Genomic DNA, 24,962 nt, shown 5'->3' with positions numbered 1-24,962 from the left:
AAATAGCAGAAAGTTATCAAAATGATAAATTCAGCTCATTTCTCCTATATTTCTGCTTTAATTTTCAGCGGTTATCCCCTATCCTAGAGCTAACATCTAAAAACATCTTACTTAATTAAATTCAGGGTAATTACCATGACCATGAAGCGTACCAAAGATATTAATCAGAACGCCTTCCGTAAGTCTTGGCGTTCATACCGTTTAGCGCCTGTGGCTGTTGCGGTCAGTGCCGTATTTATGCTTTCCGCTTGTGAAGAAAGCGATGAAACTGTATCACTGTACACCAACGCGCAAGATTGTAGCCAAGCGAACCCATCACAAGCCGAACAGTGCACCGTCGCTTACAATAATGCACTACAAGAAGCTGCTAAAACTGCACCTAAATATGAAACTCAGGCTGACTGTATTGCTGAGTTTGGTGAATCTATGTGTACTCAAGCCCCTGCTCAAGCGGGTCTTGCAGGCACTAGCTCAACAAATGGTGAACAAACTGCTCAAGCACAAAGCAGTGGCGGTAGTATGTGGATGCCATTAATGATGGGTTATATGATGGGCCGTATGATGGGCGGTAGCGCTGCATCACAACCATTATTCAGCTCGAAAAACCCAGCGAGCCCAGCCAACGGTAAGTTTGTTGACGCTTCAGGTAAAAGCTATGGCCCTGCCGTTGCAGGTGGACGTTCAATGAGCGTACCAAAAACCGCCATGGCACCTAAACCACCAACAACTTCAACCGTGACTCGTGGCGGTTTTGGTGACACCGTCAATAAACAAGCGATGGCACAACGTTCATCTTCTTCTGCAAAATCAACTTCTTCTTCCCGTTCGATGGGTGGTTGATAAGTAATGAAACGAGTTCCTATAGTAGAGCGCCCAAACTGGCGCGAGAAAGCCTCTGAGTTTGGCTTTGAATTTCATACTATGTATGGTGAGCCTTACTGGTCAGAAGACGCGTATTACCAATTCACGATGGCACAAATTGAAGAAATCGAAGATGCAACCGAACAGTTGCATCAAATGTGCCTAAAAGTGGTTGAACGTGTTGTTGAAAGCGATGAGTTAATGGCGCGTTTTCAGATCCCTAAACATTGTTGGGAATTTGTTCGCAGTTCATGGAAAAGCGAGCAACCTTCGTTATATTCTAGGCTTGACCTTGCTTACGATGGTATTAACCCACCTAAGCTTTTAGAAAATAACGCGGATACTCCAACTTCATTATATGAATCTGCATTTTTCCAATGGATCTGGTTAGAAGATCAAATTGAAGCAGGGAAATTACCTGAAAATGCTGATCAGTTTAATAGTATTCAAGAGCAATTGATCGAGCGCTTTACGCAATTAAAAGATCAGTATGGTTTTCGCTTGTTACATATGTCTTGTTGCCGTGACACAGAAGAAGATCGCGGTACCGTTCAGTATTTACAAGATTGCGCCAATGAAGCGGGTATTGCCACTGAATTCTTATATATCGACGAAATTGGTCTAGGTGAAAAAGGTGAGTTTTCGGATACACAAGATCAGGTGATTAGTAACCTGTTCAAACTATATCCGTGGGAATTTATGCTAAGAGAAATTTTCTCAACTAAATTGCAAGACGCTGGCGTGCGCTGGTTAGAGCCTGCATGGAAGAGCATCATTTCTAACAAGGCCTTATTGCCAATGTTATGGGAAATGTTCCCTGATCACCCAAATTTACTACCTGCTTATTTCGCAGATGGCAAAACCCAACCAGAACTCGAAAAATACGTCATTAAGCCACTATTTTCTCGTGAAGGTGCCAATATCCGTATTATCGAAAATGGCAAGGAAATTGCAGCCGCAGACGGCCCATACGGCGAAGAAGGTATGATTATTCAACAGTTCCACCCACTTCCACAATTTGAAGGTAGCTACACCTTAGTCGGAAGCTGGTTGGTGAATGATCAACCAGCGGGGATCTGTATTCGTGAAGATAAAGAACTGATCACTCAAGACTTATCACGCTTTTATCCACATACGATCATCGATTAATCGTATTTAAAATTAAAAGCTCAGCCCAAAACATAGCAATATGATTTGGGCTTTTTTATCAATCAATTCCATAGAAAAAAAACTTATCCTACCTGAATAGACAGCATACTTAACGATGCCGACACAATTCCTTCAATCGGTGTACTGATCTCTTCTTGCCCATCCCAAGCCCCTAAAATAGGTAAAATAGGCAAGTAATGCTCTGGTGATGGGTTCGATAATTTCCCATCCTCCCGTTCTAATCCTTTAGTCAATGGATGAGGCACTTCATGACTTTGCAGATTATCATACACAAACTTTTCAAAAGATATTGCCCATGGATATGGCTCGGCATGAGAATTTTGCCAATTCATCGCCCGTAGATTATGTACAACATTGCCACTTCCCATAATTAGTACGCCTTCTTCTCTTAGAACCGATAACTTTTTTCCGAGATCATAGTGCCAAGTAGCAGGTTTACTACCATCGATACTCAGCTGGATCACAGGAATATCGGCTTCTGGATACATACGTACTAAAATTTCCCATGTACCGTGGTCTAATCCCCACTCTTGTTCATCAAGGTGAATGGGCTCAGGAGCTAATAATGATGCAACTTGCTGAGCTAATTCAGGAGAACCAGGGGCAGGATATTCGATTTGATACAAGGCTTCGGGGAAATCACCAAAATCATGAATCGTTTGTGGTTCTAACATTGAAGTCACAGCAGTGCCACGCGTATACCAGTGAGCTGAAATCACCAAAATTGCGCTTGGCCGAGGTAAGACTTTACCGAGTTTTTCCCACGCTTGAGTGTAAGGATTATCCTCAATCGCATTCATCGGGCTACCATGGCCAATAAAAATGGCAGGGATCTTATTTTTTACCACTGAAGTATTTACCGACATGATGATTAAACTCCAACTCAATTAGTTTCTCCCTACAGCATACGCTTTTCAGCAAGAAACACAGTGGGCTAATTATGAGTATGATCATCAAAAAAATTGAAAAGGCCACGAGGTGTGCAACTCAGTGGCCTTCAAGATATTCTATATGCTTAACGTACTATTAATAATTTAAATAACTTAGCTTATTAATATTTAAACTTATCAAAACCTCTATCTAGAGCTCTTCCTCTAAGAGGATCAGCTCGCTTTCTTTTCATGCTGCAAACGGTATTGCACTAAATCTTCAATCGTCACCACCGTCAAGCCATGCTGCTTACCAAATGCAGCGACTTCTGGAGTACGAGCCATAGAACCATCATCATTAGTCAACTCACACAACACACCGGCAGGTTTGAAACCCGCTAGAGTCGCAAGGTCGATAGACGCTTCAGTGTGGCCACGACGTGCTAATACCCCACCGTCACGCCCACGTAATGGGAAAACGTGGCCTGGGTGATTTAGGTCGGCAGGAACTGCGTTATCTGCAATTGCAGCACGAATAGTGGTGATACGATCCGCTGCGGAAACGCCCGTGGTAACCCCTTTCGCGGCCTCGATAGTTACCGTGAAACCCGTTTGGTTTTGGCTGGTGTTATTTTCCACCATCATCGGTAATTCGAGCAACTTACGACGCTCTTCAGTAATACAAAGACACACGATCCCACTGCTATAACGAATGGTAAATGCCATTTGCTCAGCGGTCATGGTTTCTGCTGCAAAAATTAGATCGCCTTCGTTCTCACGATCTTCATCATCGAGAACAAGAACACCTTTACCTTGGCGTAAAGCCTCGATAGCATTTTCAACACGTTCGATAGGATTACCGAATACAGAAAGTAGCGAATGATCCATGGTAAAAAACCTCTTAAATAGTTATTAACTAGTTACCAGAATCAAGGCAGTCTTAGGAATACGAGAAATGGTGAATATATAAATAGCCAATAAAAGGCATTTACCTATTCAGGTATGCAGAACACTATTGTGCGTAATAGCACAAATATGCAGATACAGTTAATTCTCTCCCATCCGGACTATAACCGTCGGCCCCAGATTCACACTGGGTCTGCTGACCTTTACCACAGAATGGTAAAGCGCTCGCGGGCTTCATGCATGATGCATGTTTACCGCCGGTGGGGACTTTCACCCCGCCCTGAGATATACGCAATTAATATAACGCCAATAATTCAAGTTCGCAACGATGATAATCAAAATTGGCGAACGACTCACACTTTTAGTCAAAAAACATGAATAAAAACTTAGAGTTATCAAGGTTAATTTTACTGCCACAGACGAATACCAAGCTTTTTTCATCACAGATAATACACCTAGGCCTTTTCGCTAACTAATTCGAGCTAGCACAAGGCGAAAAGAGGTATTACACTACGCTTAATTATATCTTGATTAACTGAAGGACCCGCGAATGCTCGATCCGAAAAAAATTGAACAAGTTGCCCGCCAAATTCAAGGCGCTTTACCGCAAGGCGTACGCGATTTAGGTGAAGATTTTGATAAAAAACTGCGTTCACTGTTACAATCACAACTCGGCAAATTAGACTTAGTCAGCCGTGAAGAATTTGATATTCAAACTCAAGTCTTGTTACGCACCCGCGAAAAATTAGCAAAAATGGAACAACGTGTTAGCGCACTTGAAGCCCATTTAAATGTAGAAGAAAAAACGTCTGAGTAATTAAATTGAAAAAGTGACACCGACTAAGGCGTCACTTTTGTTATTTGATATTCAGCTCGCGTTCAAGCAACTGAACAATATACTGGTTTTTAGAAACATTATGCTCAGTTGTTACTGCATTTAAATAAGCCTCCAAGCGGCTTGGGTAACGCAGCGTAAATGACTTTACCGTTTCTTGTTCTTTGAACGGGTTAATCCCTTCTTCTTGGCAGCCTTCAATGTATTCCGCTAAAGATATTCGCGCTTCTTTTTTTAACCCTTCAATGCTATCAGAGACAAAATCACAGTAACCACTTACATCTAAAAACTTACCACGAAACGCTTTAATTTCAGCTTCATAGATAACAGATGCAGGATGGCCGTCTATCGTCATCACATTACTGCTTTTAATCATATTCCACCCCTATCGTATTTTCTAACCACACACGTAACCCGTTCACCGCACCTTTATCCAGTGTATTCCCTGGATGGGGCTGATGTGTCAAAAACAAAGAACTTTGTAAAACAAACCTGCGACGTGAACCACTTCCATTCTTTATAGTGCCGCCTAAATGCTCAACTAAACTTGTTACATCGCCCCACTTGAGTCCTGATTTAGGTGGAATTGTGAGTATATCCACCATCGTTTTACGGTGCTTCGAATCCAGTTCCCTCATTTTTATCATCGTCTATTCCATGACGTCATATTGTGACGTTAAAATCTAAAACAAAAAAAATATGACGTCAATGCTTGACGCCATATTGATTTTAGATAAATAAAAACCTCACTTGGCTTGAAGTTCCATAGTGAGGTTTTTTAATAGCTAATAATAAATTAACTGGTTTTCATGATGTTCTTGATAATATTCGTTGTCGAGATACCATCTTCGAAGTTAAGGACTTTAACTTCGCCTCCAGCAGCCCACACTTCAGCACTGCCCGCTATCTCTTCAGGGCGGTAATCCCCCCCTTTCACTAAGATGTCTGGCAGAACTTCTGCGATTAAGCGTTGCGGAGTGTCTTCTTCAAAAGCAACCACCCAATCCACTGCCCCCAAAGCCCCTAGAACGGTCATACGCTGTTCTAATGGGTTAACTGGACGTGTTTCACCCTTTAAGCGGCGCGTCGATGCATCGCTATTGACCGCCACAATCAAGCGGTCGCCCAATTTACGTGCATTGGCTAAATACGACACATGCCCTGCATGGAGAATATCAAAACAACCATTCGTCATCACGACACGTTCACCGCGCTGCCTTGCATTCTCAACGGCTTGTTTTAATTCACTTTCAGTCATGACACCAAAACCAGTATCAGCGCGACCCCGGATCGCATTTTCCAATTCAATTGGCGAAACCGTAGAAGTCCCTAATTTACCAACCACCACGCCAGCTGCGGCATTCGCCAATGCGCAGGCTTCATGTAGTGGGCGACCAGAAGCAATAGACGCAGCCAATACGCCAATAACCGTATCCCCTGCCCCAGTCACATCAAACACTTCTTGTGCCTGAGTCGGTAAATGCAATGGGGCTTCATCACGGCGGATCAGGCTCATACCTTGCTCTGAACGCGTAATTAATAGTGCTTTAAGCTCCAATGAGTGAAGCAGCTTCATGCCTTTTTCTTCAACGTCTTGGTTGTTTTTACATGGCCCAACAATCGCTTCAAACTCAGACATATTTGGCGTCAATAATGTTGCCCCACGGTAGCGTTCGAAATTGTTTCCTTTCGGGTCAATCAAAACGGGAACATTGGCCTTGTTAGCGAGCGCTATCATTTTCTCAACATGCGTTAATGCCCCTTTTGCATAGTCAGACAGCACTAGTGCGCCAATGTGTGGCAGTGCTTGTTCTATGCGCTCCAGTACGGGGGCAACATCCACGTTTTCAAAACCTTCTTCAAAATCAAGGCGAATAAGTTGCTGATTACGTGAAAGTACGCGTAATTTAGTAATCGTTGGATGAGTGGGAATAGCGACAAAATCACAACGCACCTGCACCGCATTTAAATTTTCAGTCAGTGCTTTTGCCGCGTCATCAATCCCAGTTAACCCAACAAGACGTGAATTTGCCCCTAACGAGGCAATGTTCATCGCGACGTTAGCCGCGCCACCGGGACGCTCTTCTACCATCGTGACTTTAACGACCGGAACAGGGGCTTCTGGCGAAATTCGGTTTGCAGGACCATGCCAATAACGGTCTAACATCACATCACCAACCACCAGCACACCGGCTTGTTTATAATCCGGGAGAGTTACTTTCATCCTGCACTCCAGTTTTAAAAGGAAATCTAATAATAATTAGCAACAATACTAGCATATTGCGCTGTTTAGCTAAATAAAATGCGTTTGTTCCTTACTCCTCAAGCCATTTTTGCCAACTCGCTAAAACTTGTTCACGTTGCTGGGTAAATTGGTTTATTTCAACACGGCTTGGCAATGATTGTAATGCTAAGTGATGGAGTTCATTACGCATCGTGACATACGCTTGAGTTAAAGCATTCGCCTCATCTTCAGGCATGAAACCATATTGCGCCATTAGCTCGAAAATACGCACATTATCAGACCAACGTGTTAACACATTATTTTCTGCGGCAAAACGCAAAACTAAGTATTGCGCGATAAATTCAATATCGGTGATCCCACCTGGATCCGCTTTTAAATCGAACTCATTAGCTTGATGGCTTCCTAGGTGCTGATGCATTTTCAACCGCATATCACGCACTTGTTGCTGCAAGGTGTGAGGGTCTCTTGGCATACACAACGTTTCGTGGCGAGTTTGTATAAATTTCCGTTGTAAATCCTCATCACCAAACACCATTCGAGCTCGAATGAGTGCTTGATGCTCCCATGTCCAAGCATCATTTTTTTGGTAGTCATCAAATGATTGTATTGTACTGACTAACATCCCTGACTCACCGGAAGGCCTGAGTCGCGCATCAACTTCATACAACACACCAGAAGGGGTTCGAGTACTAAACAAATGGATAATGCGTTGAGCAACACGCAAGTAAAATTGGCGTGCATCAATGGAACGTTCGCCGTTGGTGACGACATCTAAAGGGCAATCGAAAAGAAAAACGAGGTCTAAATCAGAACCATAGCCCAATTCCCAGCCACCTAGTTTTCCATAACCTAATACCGCAAACCCATATTGTTTTTTGTCACTTTGCTCGAGATGCGCTGGCTCACCATAGCGTTTTACCATTTTTTGCCACGCTTGGTGTACCACCGCATCAATAATTGCTTCTGCAAGGTAAGTCAGATGATCACTGACTTTCATTACCGGCAAAACACCTGAAATATCTTCAGCAGCGATGCGTAATAATTGAGCCTGTTTGAATTGACGTAATGCTTCAAGTTGTTGTTCTTCGTCATCTTCAGGAACGCGCATTAAATATTGGCGTAACTCGTCACGGTAGGCCGCTAGTGGCAGAGGCTGGTATAAGGATTGAGGGTCGAGCAATTCATCAAGCAACAATGGGTGGCGCGCTAACTGCTCCGCTATCATGGGTGAAGCCGCACATAAACGAATAACGTGCGTCAAAACCTCATCAAATTCAAGCATTAACTCTAGGTAAGTTGTACGGCTAACAATGCTCAATAACAGTGGTGTGATGCGCTCAATGACTTGGCCTGCATCATCACGTTCACCGACTTTAGCCAACAATTTAGGCATTAATTCATCAAGAACATCCCGTCCACGAGGGCCAATAGTGCGTTTATTGAGATCATGGCGGAACATCACTATGCCGTGAATAATGCGTTGTGCAATATCTTCATTTTTAGAGGGTAAATAGGCGGCTAATTCTTCTTTCGATAATTCACTTTGCCACAGTGTGATATAAATTTCATCGAATGCATCAGTATTCTCAGTGTCATCTTCCTGGCCTATTTGCTCAGTGAATATTTGATGTACTGCCGCCATTTTCTGGCTCAAAAGTTGGTAAAACTCAGGCCAATCCGCAAACCCCATTCCCCACGCTAAGCGCGTTTGGTTTAAAGTATCTTCAGGGAGTGTTTGTGTCTGTTGGTCATCGATACTTTGCAGTAAGTTTTCGACTCTACGCAAGAAAAGGTAGCCATCTTGCAGGATATCAACTTGATCTTCAGTTAATAATGCAAGTTCTCGGATCCCTTGTAATGTTGAAAATAAGGATTGCGACTGTAAAACAGGTTCTCGCCCCCCTCGAATAAGTTGGAAAACTTGTGAAACAAATTCAACTTCGCGGATCCCTCCAGCGCCTAATTTGATGTTATTGACCAAACCACGACGCCGAACCTCTCGCTCAATCATATTTTTCATATTACGTAAGGATTGGATCACGCTAAAGTCGATATAGCGACGATAGACGAAAGGACGCAAAAGTTTTCGCAAACACGCCTCATAATGCAGGCTATCAGCCCCCATAATACGGGCTTTAACCATCGCATAGCGTTCCCAATCTCGCCCTTGTTCTTGGTAATAATCTTCTAGCGCAGAAAAACTAAAAACCAGCGGGCCGCTATCTCCAAATGGCCGTAAACGCATATCGACCCGATAAACAAAACCATACTCCGTCACTTGATCGAGTACGCGGATCAATTTTTGCCCTAAACGCGTAAAAAATTGTGCATTATCTAACTCTTTCCGGCCACCTTGGGTAACCCCATTTTCTGGATAAGCAAAAATCAGGTCAATATCTGAAGAAAAATTGAGCTCTCTGCCCCCTAACTTTCCCATCCCTAAAACCAATAGTGGCTGCGGTTTTCCTTCTGCGTTACAAGGGGTTCCCCATGACTGACTATATTCTTGATACAACCAGTCTCGCGCCGCAACAACCAAGGTCTCCGCCAATATACTGAGCTGATAAATCGTTTCTTCTTGCGTGCTTATTTCTAACACTTGCATCCATGCGCAGCGCACTAATATATAGTGGCGAAAGATGCGCAATACTCGCATCAAATGTTCTTCATGACTAACTGACGACAATTCTTGTGATAACCATGATGCATAACTTTTCCATTCATCCGCTTTCGGTGGCTGAGAACGAATTTCAAGTAAAAACTGTGAATGCGCGAGTACTTTCTTGAATGCAAAATCGCTGAAAGACAGCACCTGAATTTCTTGTTCGCTTAACGGCAGTAACTCGTGAGCCTGTTCCGTTATTCGGCTTAAAACGCGTTCACCTTGGCTTTGTAATAACTCAGGAAAAGCATGCATATTATCAATACCTTAATGGGCTTCTTGATAGGTTAAAGCACTTAACCACTGGATAAAGGCTAATTTACACTTTAACCACTGACTGCTATAGCAAAAATCCTCCGCACTGATGGTTTCATCGGCAATATCTGAACGTAATTGTTCCAGTGGCGTGTCATGGATAAAGTGAGGCACTGAATTTTGGTAATGCACTAAAAATGCCTGAACAAAACGTAAAAACTCACTGAAGCCTTGGCGTGCATTGCTGCTATTTGCTAACCAGTAGTCTTCATGCTGCTGGCAAAGTAATTGCATATGCATTAATGACTTTTCTAGGGGTTGCTCTTCATAGTCAAACACCGAGTCAGGGCGAGCTAATGGCTCTTTTGACGGTGATAGCAATGAATATCCACGTGCAGCTTTGCTAAGTGATGACAGGTGCAGACCATCAATATCTGCAAATTTCTTTGCTAAATTGAGCACATCAGCAATAAAACCTTTTTTGAGTTCTAATTCAAACTCTTGAATAGGCAAATCCTTTGAACCTGCGGATATCTCACCTTGGTCGAAAACGACTTCTATTTCGCTATCTTCAAACGTGACTAACCATTTTTCACGCGTAAAATTCGTGCTGAAAAGGATATTTAATTCAGACTTAAGCTGTGAAATGTCAGTTCCTTCGGGCCAAATTTCAGCGGGTAATGCCGCTAAATCAAGCTCTGGCGAATCTATGTCAACGTTATATTCAGGCCGTTGATGCAAACCACCTACCGCCTGTCCTGCCGTTTTCATTGTCATTTCATAGCGGCCATCACAACCTCGGATACGTAAGCCCATATCCCACTGACGTAACTGCTTATTTGCCGTATCAAAGTAGATATTGGTTAACTTCGTCGGCTCACTGTATTGGTGAGACAATGTCGATAGACACTGTCGTACAGCCTCTATTGCGGAACTCTTAGCAGCAAGTTTGAGTTCAACCTCTACGTGGCTCATACATATCCTTATTTAATTATTTCACTTCACTCATATTACCCCAATCGAGCTAAGCTGAGAAAAGAAACTGTGCGATAAACAAAAATTCTACCTGTCATATTTCTTTCAGTGAGTTATATTGAAAACAAAGTAAAAACAAGGGTAATTTAGACAGTTAGGATAGTTCTCATTCTCCTTTAGACTGTAGAGACATCTGCGTTTAGGATTTGCACCCTCGCGTTTTACTCATTAGTATTCAAATAATATAAAACTCATTCACCATCAAAAGACTGTAAATACCATGCGAAAAATTCCATTATTATTAATTTCAATCATGGGGCTAGGCCTTTCCTTAAATTCACATGCAGCAGAAAAACGTTATGTATCAGATGATTTATCCACATACGTTCATAGTGGACCTGGCACAAAATATCGTATCGTAGGTACGCTCAATGCCGGGGAAGCGGTTGAACTGCTCTCCACAGACAACAAATTTGCACAAGTTCGCGATGAAAAAGGCAGAACGGTCTGGTTACCCGTTGAGCAACTCAGTAATACACCAAGTATGAAAACTCGCATTCCAGAACTTGAAGCTGAAAACCAAAAACTACGTCAACAGCTCGACAATATTGATAACACGTGGAATACACGAACTGCAGATATGCAGCAAAAAGTCGCTGATAATGACAATATCGTCAGCCAACTAAAAGCTGAAAATGAAAAATTAAAAAATGAGTTGATCAAATCCGGCAAAAAGCTAGAAATTGCTGAGGTCAACTTAGATGATCGCCGTCGTGAATTGATTTTACAATGGTTTATGTATGGTGGTGGCGTCGCCGGTGTTGGCTTAATTTTAGGTTTGATTTTACCGCACATTATTCCACGTCGTAAAAAACGTAATGATGGTTGGATGTAATTGAGGCCATTCAAATGAAAGTCTATCTCGTGGGAGGGGCTGTACGTGACCAACTTCTTGGACTACCTATTTCAGATAGGGACTACGTGGTGGTTGGCACAACACCCGAGGCAATGCTATCTCAAGGTTTTCAACAAGTCGGAAAGGATTTTCCTGTTTTCCTACATCCAAAAACCCATGAAGAATACGCTTTAGCCCGAACAGAACGTAAAACTGGCGCGGGCTATACTGGCTTTAGCTGCTATAGCGCTCCCGATGTCACCATTGAAGATGATCTACTACGTCGCGATCTAACAATTAACGCGATAGCACAAAGTGGATCAGGCGAAATTGTTGACCCATTCCAAGGCGTAAAAGATCTCAACAACCGTATTTTACGTCATGTTTCTGACGCATTTTCTGAAGATCCTTTACGGGTCTTACGGGTTGCGCGATTTGCCGCTCGCTACTTTGAACAAGGTTTTACGATTGCGCCTGAAACATTAGCATTAATGCAAAAAATGGCCGCAACAGGGGAATTATCTCACCTCACCGCCGAGCGCGTTTGGACAGAAACCGAAAAAGCACTGAAATCAAACTCCCCACAGATTTATTTTGACGTTTTACGCCAATGTGGTGCTTTAGCCGTTCTTTTTCCTGAAGTTGATGCACTATTTGGTGTCCCAGCCCCTGAAAAATGGCACCCAGAGATTGATACTGGCATTCATACCCTAATGGTAATGAAAGTGGTTACCGAGCTATCTAACAGTGTGGATATTCGCTTTGCTGCCTTATGCCATGATTTAGGTAAAGCGCTGACACCACGGGATGTTTGGCCAAGTCACCCAAACCACGGTGAAGCAGGTATTCCATTAATAGAAACACTCTGCGCAAGATTAAAAGTGCCAACTACCGCTCGGGACTTAGCCCGTCTAGCGGCTCGCTATCATGATAAAATCCATGTTATCAATAAATTACCTGCTAATGAGCTCATTGCGATTTTTGATGGGCTTGATAGCTGGCGCAAACCAGAACGTATTGAACAACTCAGTTTAATCAGCGAGGCGGATGCAAGAGGTCGATTAGGCCTTGAACAACAAGCCTATCCACAAGGACGGTACTTCAGGCAAGCTTTTTCCATTGCACAATCCGTTGAAGTAAAACCAATTATTGAACAAGGCTTTCAAGGCCCTGAAATCCGTCAAGAACTTACGCGACAACGTATTGAAGCCGTTGCAGGTTGGCAGCAACAACAAATCATCTAACACTCATAAAGCTGGCGGCTGAACACCGCCAGTCATCATTTAAGCGCTTTTCACGCCTCTTTCGATAACAACCCCAACCTGCTTGGCTCGCGCCACGGCTCCCGGCTTAGCGACCTTAATACGAACCCATGGGCTAGCAAATTGTGTCATCAATAATTGTGCAACTTCTTCAGCAACACGTTCTACTAACCCAAACTTGTTATTCCCTACATGAGCGAGGATAGCCTGACTAACCTTGGCATAATCTAGGCAATATTCTACATTATCGCTCATAGACGCGCGTTTGTTATCCCATCCCATTTCGATATCGAGCACGAGTTTCTGTTCAATATCTTGTTCCCAGTCATATACACCAATCGTGGTGATGACTGATAATTGCTCAATAAATACGATATCCATCACGTCATTTTCTCATTTATGTACTGAATTGATACCACTTCAGCAAAAATATGCGTATTATCCAAGACTGAAGTGAATTTATGGCCTTAACCGTTTTGGAGTTAGCTATGAGTGCAACCGCGCTTGGCATGATAATCTTCGCCTATCTTTGCGGCTCAGTTTCGAGTGCGATACTGATCTGCCGTTTGGCGAGACTACCCGACCCCCGTCAACACGGCTCTGGTAACCCTGGTGCAACTAACGTATTGCGTGTAGGCGGTAAAGCCGCCGCTGCCGGGGTACTCATTTGTGACGTATTAAAAGGGATGATACCCGTTTGGCTTGCTTATTATTTAAATGTGCAGCCATTCTATCTTGGCTTTGTTGCAATTGCAGCCTGTCTTGGGCATATATATCCCATTTTCTTTCGTTTCAAAGGCGGAAAAGGTGTAGCAACTGCATTTGGCTCAATTGCCGCTATTGGTTGGGATCTTTCTGGTTTAGTCGCAGGGACATGGTTACTTACAGTATTGCTTAGTGGTTATTCATCACTCGGCGCGATTGTCAGCGCCTTACTTGCTCCCTTTTATGTTTGGTGGTTTAAACCTGAATTCACCTTCCCTGTTGCCATGCTGTCTTGTTTAGTGTTAGTCCGCCATCACGGTAATATACAACGCCTTTGGCGCGGCCAAGAAAGCCGTATTTGGCAAAAACTGAAAAACAAAAAACAAAAAACCAATAAAGAAATAGCCCAAGAAGCCAAAGAGCAAGAACAGGATGACTGATCGTTACATTTGATTTTTCCCTAAGAAGAGCTGATTTCAGCTCTTTTTTTATGCTATTTTGCCTTGTTTAAAATTTCCCAAAAAAGCCCATCAATAACAACAGCGCGATATCCCTCCTTAAAACTGTACTGGTAGCAATTTGTGCTGCGTTACATTTTAGCCATAACTAGCGCACACTTTTAAAGAAAAGTTAAATTATTGCAAAATTATTACTAAGGAATATTTAAAAGCTGTCGACTATATAAAAGGAAAATTAAACAATAATAATGGTATTGTAATGAGCAGAACCCCTTATATCACTCAAAATGAATATGTGTTAGATGAAAATATCACATTGATGACAACTAGCGATCTGCAAGGAAACATTGTTCACGCTAATGATTTCTTTGTCCAAGTTAGTGGTTATGAATTAGATGAGTTATTAACACGTCCGCACAATATTATCCGCCATCCAGATATGCCCAAAGAAGCTTTTGCCGACATGTGGGCAACACTTAAAAAAGGAGAACCTTGGACTGGTATTGTAAAAAACCGTCGGAAAAATGGTGACCATTACTGGGTTAGAGCCAATATCATCCCAGTGGAACGCAAAGGTGTCATTACGGGCTATATGTCCATTCGAACCCGTGCAACACGCCAAGAAATTGCGACAGTAGAACCGCTCTATACCGCAATGAATGAAAATAGAAGTAAACGAAAAATTTTTAAGGGAATTGTACTTTCTAAAAAAATACCGTTTCACTTTTCTATATGTTCAACACGCTGGCGTATCCGACTCGTCATGAGCCTGTTGTTTATTCTTTGGCTCATCATGGCAAGCGTTGTTTTGCAACCAATCGGATCCCTTTTAATCATGAGCATCTGCACATTTATCACATTACTGGTCGGTAATGTGATATTTGAAAAAATGCTCGCCACACCATTGGAAAACATCACCCAACAAGCACTTGGTATTGCACGAGGAAATCAACATAGCGTTAACCATATGCAACGTACAGATGAAATTGGCTTAGTATTACGCGCTATAGGGCAACTTGGACTGGTTTGCCGCTGGCTAATCAAAGATGTCTCCGAACAAGTTGATAACGTCCGCAAAGGCAGTGAATCTTTAGTCTCCGATTGTGGTGAATTAGAAACGCATACTCAGCAAACCGTCGGTTATATGCAACAAACCGTTGCGACCATGAACCAAATGGCTGTTTCTGTAAAAATGAATGCCGATAATACAATCCAAGTTGATCAGCTTTCTAATACCACTAGCGAAACCGCAGTAAATGGCGGTGCAATGATGGAAGCCGTTGTCGATACCATGAATGAGATTGTTAATAGTACCAGCAAAATCAATTCCATTACGGATGTGATTAAAGACATCGCATTTCAAACTAATATACTCGCGTTAAATGCCGCTGTAGAAGCCGCTCGTGCAGGTGAACAAGGCAAAGGCTTTGCTGTTGTCGCAAATGAAGTACGCAGCCTCGCAAGCCGTAGTGCAAGCGCAGTGAATGATATTCGCGAATTAATTAATGATTGCGAAAAGAAAGTCAATTCAGGGAAAAATCAAGTAAATACGGCAGGGGACACCATGAAGGAGATTGTTGACCAAATACAGAATGTCACGCAATTGATTACCCATATTAGCCAAGCAACCTCTGAACAAGCAGCTGGGATCGCCGATATTACCCAAGCGGTAAGTGAGCTCGAAACCATCACACAACAAAGCACATTACTGGTAGAGCAAAGTACAGAGACATCAAATATGGTAAAAGCTCGTTCAAGCAGGCTTGAAGATGCGGTCGTTGTCTTACACTAATCGTTGTTTTACATTAATATTTAATTGAAAAGTAAAAGGGCTGTCACCCAGCCCTTTTTATCAAAAACATAAACTCATCAGCGATGTTATTTTTCTAACGGTGGCAATTCCGCCAGTGGCCAGCGCGGGCGAACTGTTACACCAAGCCCTGTCGTTGACCCACCTTTAAGGCGAATAAGCCCCGCTAAAGCAATCATCGCGCCGTTATCCGTACAGAATTCAGGGCGTGCATAAAAAACTTCACCGCCGCGCTGTTTAAGAACGTCTTCCATTTTAGCTCTGAGTGCGCGGTTAGCACTAACGCCCCCCGCCATCACTAAGCGTTTAAACCCTGTTTGTTCTAAAGCGCGTTTGCACTTAATTGCCAGAGTATCTACCACGGCATCTTCAAAGGCTCTCGCAATATCTGCTCGGGTTTGGTCGTCATCCGCATTTTCACGAATGGTATTGGCTGCAAAGGTTTTTAACCCTGAGAAGCTAAAATCAAGCCCTGGCCTGTCTGTCATTGGGCGAGGAAAAACAAAACGGCCCGCAGTACCCTGCTGCGCCATGCGAGATAGCACAGGGCCGCCAGGGTAGTCTAAACCTAATAATTTCGCTGTTTTATCAAACGCTTCACCTGCCGCGTCATCGATAGATTCGCCAAGTAGCTCATACTCACCAATTCCCGTCACACTGATAAGCTGGGTATGCCCACCAGAAACCAGTAATGCAACGAAAGGAAATTCAGGGCTTTTCTCTTCTAACATTGGAGCCAATAAATGGCCTTCCATGTGATGAACCGCCACGGCTGGAACATTCCATGCAAAAGCTAATGAACGCCCAACGGTTGCACCTACCATTAAAGCCCCTACCAAACCTGGGCCCGCAGTATAAGCAACAGCGTCGATATCTTGGCTTGTTAAATTAGCTTCTTTCAGCGCGGCTTGAATTAACGGCACTGTTTTGCGAATATGATCGCGCGAAGCCAATTCAGGCACGACACCACCGTAATCTGCATGAACTTTAATTTGGCTGTATAATTGATTGGCTAATAAGCCACGCTCATCATCATAAATTGCGATACCCGTCTCATCGCAAGAGGTTTCGATACCTAAAACACGCATTGCACTACCCTTGTTTATTGCATAACCGCAAGTCTATCACTATTTTCGCGCAATCGCGTAATTAATGTTGGTAAAAGGCTGACTTTCCTGACTGTATAGTCTATAATCAGTCCCCTGTAATAAAAAATTTCGTGTGGCTAATTCTCATTATTATCTGGTTTTGTTTGCTTTTTCATCGAATGAACTGCAAATCAGGTAATCTTGTGTGATTCAATTTTATACGGCACTTTACAAACCCGTACTCATTGAAGTAAAATTCCGCACCATTTTAAATGAAGGCTGGTGAATCAGTACCAGCAACAAACCGATTTCTATTGAGGTGAGAGGCACATGCCGGTAATTAAAGTACGTGAAAACGAGCCATTCGACGTTGCACTGCGTCGTTTCAAACGTTCCTGTGAAAAAGCAGGTGTTTTAGCTGAAGTTCGTCGTCGTGAATTCTATGAAAAACCAACGACTGAACGTAAACGCGCTAAAGCATCAGCTGTAAAGCGTCACGCTAAGAAACTGGCTCGCGAAAACGCACGCCGTACTCGTCTGTACTAGTTGTTTGCAGTGAAAACTGCATTCATTACAGACGATAGCTAATACAAAACGTTGGTTTCTCTCGTAGTCACTTAGTTTTTGTAGTAGTAAATAGCTAAGCAGTTAAAGGCCGTGCTTTCCTCAAGGAAGCGCGGCTTATTATCGTTCATCAACAGGCGAAAAAGAGGCTTATGGCTGGACGAATTCCGCGTTCATTTATCAATGACTTGTTAGCAAGAACTGACATCATTGATTTAGTAGATGCAAAAGTCCCGTTAAAAAAACAGGGTAAAAACCATCACGCTTGTTGTCCGTTCCATAATGAAAAAACACCTTCTTTTACCGTAAACGGTGAAAGACAATTTTATTACTGTTTTGGTTGTGGCGCTCACGGCAACGCTATCGATTTTTTGATGAATTATGACAAACTCGATTTTGTCGAAGCTATTGAAGAATTATCTGCACTGCATGGCCTTGATGTCCCTTATGAAAAAGGAACGGGTTCAAGCCAAATAGAACTTCATCAACGGCAAAATTTATATCAGTTGATGGAAAAAATTAATCAATTTTACTGTGCTGCCTTAAGTCATTCTTCGGCTAATAAAGCGAAAGATTATTTAAGCCAACGTGGTTTAAGCGCTGAAATTATTGAGCATTTTTCGATTGGTTTCGCCCCTGCGGGCTGGGACAATTTACTCAAAAAATTCGCTGTAAACCCAGAAAGTCGCAAACAGCTTGATGATGCAGGCATGTTAGTGACAAATGATAATGGCCGAATCTATGACCGTTTTAGAGAGCGTGTCATGTTCCCAATTCGGGATAGACGCGGTCGTGTAATTGCCTTCGGTGGGCGTGTGTTAGGGGATGCCCTTCCCAAATACTTAAACTCTCCCGAAACTGATATTTTCCATAAAGGTCGTCAATTATTTGGCCTCTATGAAGCAACACAAAATAGTAGTGAATTAGCGAAGTTACTCGTAGTTGAAGGCTATATGGACGTTGTTGCTCTCGCTCAGTATGACATCCGCTATGCGGTTGCCTCACTTGGCACATCAACAACCTCTGAACATATTCAGCTACTTTATCGTTCAACAGATACAGTTATTTGTTGTTATGATGGCGACCGCGCTGGCCGAGAAGCGGCTTGGCGGGCACTGGAAACAGCACTTCCCTATCTAACGGATGGTCGCCAGCTGCGCTTTATGTTTTTACCCGATGGTGAAGACCCTGATTCATTAGTGCGTAAAGAAGGCAAAGAGACTTTTGAGCAACGCATGAAAGATGCTCAAACCCTTTCCGCCTTTTTATTTGATTCACTTGTGCCTCAGGTAGATTTAAAAACGCAAGAAGGGAAAGCAAAATTTAGTAAACTGGCTATCCCTTTGATTAAACAAATACCTGGTGAAACACTGCGCCTTTATATGGCTCAAGAGCTAGGAAATTTTATTGGTATACCGGATATTTCTCAAGTTCTTGCTATGATTGATAGAGAGAGCACAGAACAAGTTAACTATCAGGCGCCCAAATTAAAACCAACCACAATGCGAATACTTATCGCGCTGTTGGTACAGAATCCGAACTTTTCGGAGCTTGTTCCCTCATTAGAGGGGATCGCCCATATTCAAATGCCGGGGCTTTCTCTATTTCAGGAATTGGTTGATGTTTGCCGTTCCACCCCCGGAATGTCAACTGGGCAGTTGCTAGAGCGTTATCGTGATAATAAATTTTCGAAACAGCTTGAAAAACTAGCAACGTGGAACGATATAGAAATAGAGGAGATAGCGGAAAATACCTTTATAGATGCGTTAAACCATCTATTTAATAGCGCACTCGACGAACGTTTTGACTATTTGATAGCAAAAGAACGAACTGAAGGGCTGACCCCAGAAGAGCGCGAAGAAGTCCGCTTAATCACTCTTTCAAGAGTGAAAACATAATCTAACCCAAAACAGAATTAATATTTTAAACGGCTTAAGTGCCGATAAACACAAGGCAAATGCCTGTAAAATGCTACGAAAATAAAGGGCGTAGCGAATAATAAATATTCCCTTTGTATGTTCTTGTTGGCCGAATGTTTCGCCGACCGACACCAATTAAAATACTCAGAAGTGTGGATACCGTCTTATGGAGCAAAACCCGCAGTCGCAGCTTAAGCTACTCGTAACCAAGGGTAAAGAGCAAGGTTACTTAACCTATGCCGAGGTCAACGACCATCTGCCGGAAGATATCGTCGATTCAGATCAAATTGAAGATATCATTCAGATGATTAATGACATGGGCATCCAGGTCATGGAAGAAGCACCTGATGCCGATGATTTAATTTTGGCTGAAAATACTTCCGATACTGATGAAGATGCAGCAGAAGCCGCTGCACAAGTGCTGTCCAGTGTTGAAAGTGAAATCGGCCGTACAACCGACCCTGTCCGCATGTATATGCGTGAAATGGGTACCGTCGAGCTTCTCACACGAGAAGGCGAAATCGACATTGCAAAACGCATCGAGGATGGTATTAATCAGGTTCAGTGCTCTGTTGCTGAATATCCTGAGGCTATCACCTATCTTCTTGAGCAATATGACCGTGTTGAAGCAGGAGAAAGCCGTTTATCTGATTTAATCACCGGCTTTGTTGACCCTAACGCGGAAGAAGATCTTGCACCAACAGCAACTCACGTTGGCTCTGAATTACCACAAGCAGAGCTTGATAAAGATGATGACGAAGACGAAGAAGATGAAGACGGCGATGACAGCGATAGCGATGACGATAACAGCATCGATCCTGAATTAGCGCGTCAAAAATTCTCTGATCTTCGCGAGCAATATGAAAAAACGCGTCAACATATTAAACAATATGGCCGTAGTGATGCGAAAACGGCTGCCGCTATTGAGCAGCTTTCCGAAGTATTTAAAGAATTCCGTTTAGTTCCTAAGCAATTTGACTACTTGGTCAATAACATGCGTGAAATGATGGACAGAGTTCGCTTACAAGAGCGTACCATCATGAAACTGTGTGTTGAACAATGTAAGATGCCGAAGAAAAACTTCATTACTTTATTTAGTGGTAATGAGACCAGCGAAACTTGGTTAACTGCTGCAAAAGCAATGAACAAGCCTTGGTCAGAAAAACTACTTGAAGTTGAAGAAGAAATTCTACGTTGCCTGCAAAGACTGCGTCAAATTGAAGAAGAAACGGGTCTGACAATTGAACAAGTTAAAGATATCAACCGTCGTATGTCTATCGGTGAAGCGAAAGCACGCCGTGCGAAGAAAGAGATGGTTGAAGCAAACTTACGTTTGGTAATTTCTATCGCTAAGAAATACACCAACCGTGGCTTGCAGTTCCTTGACCTGATCCAAGAAGGTAACATCGGCCTGATGAAAGCCGTTGATAAGTTTGAATATCGCCGTGGTTATAAGTTCTCAACTTATGCAACTTGGTGGATCCGTCAGGCTATCACGCGTTCAATCGCTGACCAAGCACGTACTATTCGTATCCCGGTTCACATGATTGAAACTATCAACAAACTGAACCGTATCTCTCGTCAAATGCTGCAAGAAATGGGCCGTGAGCCATCGCCAGAAGAGTTGGCAGAACGCATGCTAATGCCGGAAGATAAAATTCGTAAAGTACTGAAGATTGCTAAAGAACCTATCTCTATGGAAACCCCTATTGGTGATGATGAAGATTCACATTTAGGTGATTTTATTGAAGATACAACTTTAGAACTACCTTTAGACTCTGCAACGTCAGAAAGCTTACGCTCTGCAACTCACGAGGTGTTAGCAGGCTTAACCGCTCGTGAAGCAAAAGTGCTACGTATGCGTTTTGGTATCGATATGAATACTGACCACACCCTTGAGGAAGTCGGTAAACAGTTTGATGTTACCCGTGAACGTATCCGTCAGATCGAAGCGAAAGCATTACGTAAATTACGTCACCCAAGCCGCTCAGAAGTTCTGCGCAGTTTCCTTGACGAGTAATTAGTTGATTTATACCTAAAAACACCTGCTCCGGCAGGTGTTTTTTTATGTCCGTAACCTCAATACCAATTAATTCACTGATTTATACCTTGCCATCAGGCATAACGTAATCATTATGGCTACCGCTCCACCTAACATCGCTACATTAAAACCAGAAACAAAAGCTGACCGTGTGACTTGCTCAATAAAGGCAGATGGCATTGCTGAAGAAGTTTGAATCAAATGTTTGATTTCCTGTGTCGATAACATCCCAACCAACTTGTCATCCTGTAATAGCTGCTCTACAGCGCGATGTGTCATCAACGTTCCCAAAAGAGCAATACCGAGGGTCATACCTGTTTGCCTCAATGCATTCATAACAGCGGATGCAATGCCGGAATAGGCCTTATCAACACTCGCCATGACAAGTGCCCCAATTGCAGGGGTAGACATTCCCATTCCAGCACCCAAAATAAATAATGTTATCGCAATAGGTATATAAGGTGTCTCAGCGTTAACACGAGTTAATAATAATGAAGCCAGCGCGATTAAAATAAAGCCAAAGATCATCAGATTTCGCACGCTTAAATAGCGAGAGAGTTTACCGAAAGAGAATGAAAAAATAGCCATGGCAATAAACTCAGGTGCCATGCGGATCCCCGCTTCAAATGCCCCCCACCCTTGGCCTTTTTGTAAAAATAGCGCAATAAAAAATACATTGCTGTAAGTTGCAAAACCCAACGCAAAAGAAGCCATATTATATTGAAAGAAAAATGGATTTTTTTTAAATAAAAAGAAAGGTAGTCATGGCCGAGCTACGTGGCGTTCAACCCAAATAAACCCTAAGAATGCAATAGTCGCAATGATTAACCCACTCAATGTGAAATAGCTACCCCAACCTTGCTCCCCTGCCTCAATTAAAGCAAAGGTTAAACCACCTAATGCAATGATACTTAAAGCTTGCCCCATCGGATCCAGTGCGGCTTTATCTGGATCTGAACTTTCTTGTATCCCTAGCCAGCCTAACAGGAATGTTAGCAATCCTATCGGGATATTGATTAAGAATATCGTTGTCCAATTGAAGCTATCGACTAAAAAGCCCCCTAAAATAGGGCCGATAATTAAGGAAAGTGCACTCACGGCTGACCAAATGCCAATAATTCTTATACGTTCAATATCATTCGAGAAAGCTTGTGTAATGATAGAAAGTGCCCCAGGAATTAAAGCCGCGGCAGCGACCCCTTGAATAATACGCCCCGCTATCAACATGTGCGACGATGTAGAAAATGCACAAATTGCAGACCCTAGAGTGAAAATAACAATTCCTGTTAGCCAAATTTTTTTACGCCCATAACGGTCGCTAATAGGGCCAACAGACAAGATCAATGCTGACAAACATAGTGCATAGGCGTCAATAACCCATTGTAGCATAGACATATTCACATCGAGATCACGCCCAATAGCAGGTAGTGCAACGTTTACAATACTGATATCTAACGTTGCCATAAAAGTGCCCAAGCAAACAGCTAGGATCAAAAAAAGTCGTCTCATTTTTTATACCTCATCTTCGATCATAGTAGCATGATAATACTCGACCGACCGACGGTCAATAAAAATGAGAATAAATATCATCTATAAACTTATACTCTCTGTTGGTGATAAAACAGTAATTACTCTGTTTTATCACCCTCATTTTATCTCATTTACACTACTGGAGTTTCATGCAAATAAACCCAAATACACTCTTCTGCTTCGACCCTGATACATGCAGCAGAAATTCTTAACGACTCAATACCATTTATTTGCTGTTTTTCTTGATATTGAACCCAGCAATAACCATTGTCTTCGCGTAATGGCATCAGATTAATACACTCTGTTGTAAATAATGTTCGAGCCCCTACATTCTGACTGAATAACTGAGTCACTTCATTTAATCCAATACAATGGCCCTGGGTTGTAACCATTTTAAAGTGCTTATCGAAACTGGCTAATAGAGGAGCCAAACTTTTATCACCATTTCTCCCCATAAAAACATTCTCAATTAAGACATGTACGTCCACAACGCTTTGCAGCGCTCTTTCCATTGTTTCACTCATTTATTTTTCCTTGATCACTGAAATTAATGAAAGTAACCCGAGTATTGATGCGATAAGAAACGTATATTGATAGCGTAATAAATCACTCGAAAAAGTCGTTAGGCTAAATATAGAAATAAATATGACGGCACCCACACTAAATGCGACTTGCCGATTAATATTCCACAAAACGCTCCCTTGAAGTAAATCTTTATCTTTGAAGTCCATCAACGAGCTAATTTGTGCAGTATTGGCGCTCAATCCACCACCCATCCCCATCAATAAATAAGCGATTATTAATAAATAGAGCTGACTTGAAGATGAAACCCAATAAAGCAGAAAAATACCAAGGCTATGTAATGTAATACCAATAATAAATAATTGTTTTTTCCCTATCTGCAAATAAAGGCGACCACCAGTTAACATTGATATCACCGCTCCCAATGCATATAGCACCATGAATAACCCTGTTTGTGCCGCACTGAATCCCATGTTCTCTTGTAGATTAAAAATATTGAGTAAATTAACCCCTGTAAAAATACCGGGAACAGCATAGTAAACAATAAAAGCGTTACGCAGATTGGCGTTTTTCAATAACTGAAAATTTAAAATAGGTTCTCGACATTTTTTTGCATATTTAAGATAAACAATAAATACAAGGACAGAAGTAGAAAAACTCACCAAAGCCAATAATAAATTGTGATAGTCATTATAAAAAGAGAATGATAATAATAAGCTTAATAAACTTAAACTTACCATTATTAACCCCAAAATATCTGGCTTTTCTCTTATTGTTTTCCCATCATTTTTTATCCAAACCCAGGCAAGTACGGCCGTTAGCAATGAAAAAGGTAAATTAGCATAAAAAACCCAATGCCAAGATAAAGAATCAATAATTAAACCACCAATGGCAGGTGAGAATGCAGGCGCAATTAACGCGACTGTCATAATCAATGTTGATATACGCTGACGATCATTATTTGGAAATAATGCAAAAACGAGTGCCTGACCTACAGGAATTAATAACCCTCCCGCGGCTCCTTGGATAAAACGCCAAAAAATTAAACTATAAATTGAATCACTGCTCCCACTGAACCAAGCTGCAACAGAAAAGAGCAACATGGAATAGCAAAGTAGCTTTTGATTACCTAGCCTGCCTGCTAGCCATAAACTGATGGGCATCACCAGAACTAAACCTAAAATATAACCATTGGCAACCCAAGCAACTTGAGATTGGCTCGCTGAAAATGACGATGCAATATCAGGTAATGCTATCGCTGACATAAAAATATTAATACAATCAATAAAGAAACCGAGTAAAAATACTGTGGCGATTTTGTATCGATAAGTCATGGACTTCCTCCGGTGGCAAAGAATAGATTTAAGTACTTTCTTTGTCGATACAAGGG

The 24,962-nt window shown here is 42.3% G+C and carries 21 protein-coding genes, 1 pseudogene and 1 riboswitch; of the genes and pseudogenes, 10 read left to right on the top strand and 12 right to left on the bottom strand.

The window, feature by feature from the left end; genetic code table 11:
- Positions 1-135 precede the first annotated feature (135 nt).
- Positions 136-840: a DUF1190 family protein gene (locus G6Q48_RS02875; RefSeq protein ID WP_166264413.1), complete on the top strand. Its 705-nt coding sequence runs from the start codon at positions 136-138 to the stop codon at positions 838-840.
- A gap of 6 nt (positions 841-846) precedes the next feature.
- Positions 847-2,010, top strand: a complete 1,164-nt coding sequence (locus G6Q48_RS02870) for a glutathionylspermidine synthase family protein (protein ID WP_102137834.1) — start codon at positions 847-849, stop codon at positions 2,008-2,010.
- An 83-nt stretch (positions 2,011-2,093) separates the two neighbouring features.
- On the opposite strand, the gene ygiD is transcribed toward G6Q48_RS02870, so the two are convergent.
- Complete coding sequence (gene ygiD, locus G6Q48_RS02865) at positions 2,094-2,897, bottom strand: 4,5-DOPA dioxygenase extradiol (RefSeq protein ID WP_166264510.1); 804 nt, start codon at positions 2,895-2,897, stop codon at positions 2,094-2,096.
- Positions 2,898-3,134: 237 nt separating this feature from the next.
- Positions 3,135-3,788 (bottom strand): 3,4-dihydroxy-2-butanone-4-phosphate synthase, encoded by a 654-nt coding sequence (ribB, locus tag G6Q48_RS02860; protein ID WP_102137836.1) that lies wholly within the window; start codon positions 3,786-3,788, stop codon positions 3,135-3,137.
- Positions 3,789-3,946: 158 nt separating this feature from the next.
- Positions 3,947-4,098: riboswitch (FMN riboswitch) on the bottom strand.
- 258 nt (positions 4,099-4,356) lie between these two features.
- On the opposite strand from ribB, the gene ubiK reads away from it, so the two are divergent.
- Positions 4,357-4,623 carry a ubiquinone biosynthesis accessory factor UbiK gene (gene ubiK / locus G6Q48_RS02855; protein ID WP_102137837.1) on the top strand — a complete coding sequence of 89 codons (267 nt, stop codon included), beginning with the start codon at positions 4,357-4,359 and terminating at the stop codon, positions 4,621-4,623.
- Positions 4,624-4,663: 40 nt separating this feature from the next.
- Here the strand turns inward: ubiK and G6Q48_RS02850 are convergent, their stop codons facing one another.
- From G6Q48_RS02850 to G6Q48_RS02830, 5 genes are all read right to left on the bottom strand, one after another.
- The gene (locus G6Q48_RS02850) at positions 4,664-5,017 is read right to left on the bottom strand and encodes a type II toxin-antitoxin system HicB family antitoxin (protein ID WP_004257748.1); all 354 of its coding nucleotides are present in this window, start codon (positions 5,015-5,017) and stop codon (positions 4,664-4,666) included.
- The gene (locus G6Q48_RS02845; RefSeq protein ID WP_166264411.1) at positions 5,010-5,288 is read right to left on the bottom strand and encodes a type II toxin-antitoxin system HicA family toxin; all 279 of its coding nucleotides are present in this window, start codon (positions 5,286-5,288) and stop codon (positions 5,010-5,012) included. The genes G6Q48_RS02850 and G6Q48_RS02845 overlap by 8 nt, the downstream gene beginning before the upstream one ends.
- A 149-nt stretch (positions 5,289-5,437) precedes the next feature.
- On the bottom strand, positions 5,438-6,865 hold the full coding sequence (gene hldE / locus G6Q48_RS02840; protein WP_102137839.1) for a bifunctional D-glycero-beta-D-manno-heptose-7-phosphate kinase/D-glycero-beta-D-manno-heptose 1-phosphate adenylyltransferase HldE: 1,428 nt from the start codon (positions 6,863-6,865) through the stop codon (positions 5,438-5,440).
- A gap of 91 nt (positions 6,866-6,956) precedes the next feature.
- Positions 6,957-9,803, bottom strand: a complete 2,847-nt coding sequence (gene glnE, locus G6Q48_RS02835; RefSeq protein ID WP_166264409.1) for a bifunctional [glutamate--ammonia ligase]-adenylyl-L-tyrosine phosphorylase/[glutamate--ammonia-ligase] adenylyltransferase — start codon at positions 9,801-9,803, stop codon at positions 6,957-6,959.
- A gap of 12 nt (positions 9,804-9,815) precedes the next feature.
- Entirely contained in the window at positions 9,816-10,778 is a 963-nt protein-coding gene (locus G6Q48_RS02830; RefSeq protein ID WP_166264407.1) for a CYTH domain-containing protein, read from the bottom strand.
- A 280-nt stretch (positions 10,779-11,058) separates the two neighbouring features.
- Between G6Q48_RS02830 and G6Q48_RS02825 the strand changes: the two genes are divergently transcribed.
- Together G6Q48_RS02825 and G6Q48_RS02820 are read left to right on the top strand one after the other, a co-directional pair.
- On the top strand, positions 11,059-11,673 hold the full coding sequence (locus G6Q48_RS02825; protein ID WP_166264405.1) for a TIGR04211 family SH3 domain-containing protein: 615 nt from the start codon (positions 11,059-11,061) through the stop codon (positions 11,671-11,673).
- A 14-nt stretch (positions 11,674-11,687) separates the two neighbouring features.
- Entirely contained in the window at positions 11,688-12,917 is a 1,230-nt protein-coding gene (locus tag G6Q48_RS02820) for a multifunctional CCA addition/repair protein (RefSeq protein WP_166264403.1), read from the top strand.
- Positions 12,918-12,956: 39 nt separating this feature from the next.
- On the opposite strand, the gene folB is transcribed toward G6Q48_RS02820, so the two are convergent.
- Positions 12,957-13,316 carry a bifunctional dihydroneopterin aldolase/7,8-dihydroneopterin epimerase gene (gene folB, locus G6Q48_RS02815; RefSeq protein ID WP_102137844.1) on the bottom strand — a complete coding sequence of 120 codons (360 nt, stop codon included), beginning with the start codon at positions 13,314-13,316 and terminating at the stop codon, positions 12,957-12,959.
- A 107-nt stretch (positions 13,317-13,423) separates the two neighbouring features.
- On the opposite strand from folB, the gene plsY reads away from it, so the two are divergent.
- Complete coding sequence (gene plsY, locus G6Q48_RS02810; RefSeq protein ID WP_125890346.1) at positions 13,424-14,080, top strand: glycerol-3-phosphate 1-O-acyltransferase PlsY; 657 nt, start codon at positions 13,424-13,426, stop codon at positions 14,078-14,080.
- 277 nt (positions 14,081-14,357) lie between these two features.
- Positions 14,358-15,890 carry a methyl-accepting chemotaxis protein gene (locus G6Q48_RS02805; protein WP_102137845.1) on the top strand — a complete coding sequence of 511 codons (1,533 nt, stop codon included), beginning with the start codon at positions 14,358-14,360 and terminating at the stop codon, positions 15,888-15,890.
- A gap of 86 nt (positions 15,891-15,976) precedes the next feature.
- On the opposite strand, the gene tsaD is transcribed toward G6Q48_RS02805, so the two are convergent.
- Positions 15,977-16,996, bottom strand: coding sequence for a tRNA (adenosine(37)-N6)-threonylcarbamoyltransferase complex transferase subunit TsaD (gene tsaD, locus G6Q48_RS02800; RefSeq protein ID WP_102137846.1), 1,020 nt, complete (start codon positions 16,994-16,996; stop codon positions 15,977-15,979).
- 330 nt (positions 16,997-17,326) lie between these two features.
- On the opposite strand from tsaD, the gene rpsU reads away from it, so the two are divergent.
- From rpsU to rpoD, 3 genes are all read left to right on the top strand, one after another.
- Positions 17,327-17,542 carry a 30S ribosomal protein S21 gene (gene rpsU, locus G6Q48_RS02795; protein ID WP_001144069.1) on the top strand — a complete coding sequence of 72 codons (216 nt, stop codon included), beginning with the start codon at positions 17,327-17,329 and terminating at the stop codon, positions 17,540-17,542.
- Positions 17,543-17,712: 170 nt separating this feature from the next.
- Positions 17,713-19,458: a DNA primase gene (gene dnaG / locus G6Q48_RS02790; protein ID WP_102137847.1), complete on the top strand. Its 1,746-nt coding sequence runs from the start codon at positions 17,713-17,715 to the stop codon at positions 19,456-19,458.
- Between the two features lie 187 nt (positions 19,459-19,645).
- A complete protein-coding gene (rpoD, locus tag G6Q48_RS02785) occupies positions 19,646-21,499 on the top strand; it encodes an RNA polymerase sigma factor RpoD (protein WP_102137848.1) in 1,854 nt (617 codons plus the stop codon).
- A 69-nt stretch (positions 21,500-21,568) separates the two neighbouring features.
- Here the strand turns inward: rpoD and G6Q48_RS02780 are convergent.
- From G6Q48_RS02780 to G6Q48_RS02770, 3 genes and pseudogenes are all read right to left on the bottom strand, one after another.
- Positions 21,569-23,029 (bottom strand): annotated as a pseudogene (locus G6Q48_RS02780) (MFS transporter).
- A gap of 152 nt (positions 23,030-23,181) precedes the next feature.
- On the bottom strand, positions 23,182-23,574 hold the full coding sequence (locus tag G6Q48_RS02775) for a hypothetical protein (RefSeq protein WP_166264401.1): 393 nt from the start codon (positions 23,572-23,574) through the stop codon (positions 23,182-23,184).
- Complete coding sequence (locus G6Q48_RS02770) at positions 23,575-24,906, bottom strand: MFS transporter (protein WP_166264399.1); 1,332 nt, start codon at positions 24,904-24,906, stop codon at positions 23,575-23,577. It abuts the gene before it with no gap.
- Positions 24,907-24,962 lie beyond the last annotated feature (56 nt).

It is taken from the genome of Providencia sp. M-27 (assembly GCF_011077905.1).
GTDB classification, from domain to species: domain Bacteria; phylum Pseudomonadota; class Gammaproteobacteria; order Enterobacterales; family Enterobacteriaceae; genus Providencia; species Providencia huaxiensis.
The sequence above is the reverse complement of the archived record's forward strand: the minus strand, read 5'-3'. Positions and strand labels throughout refer to the sequence as shown.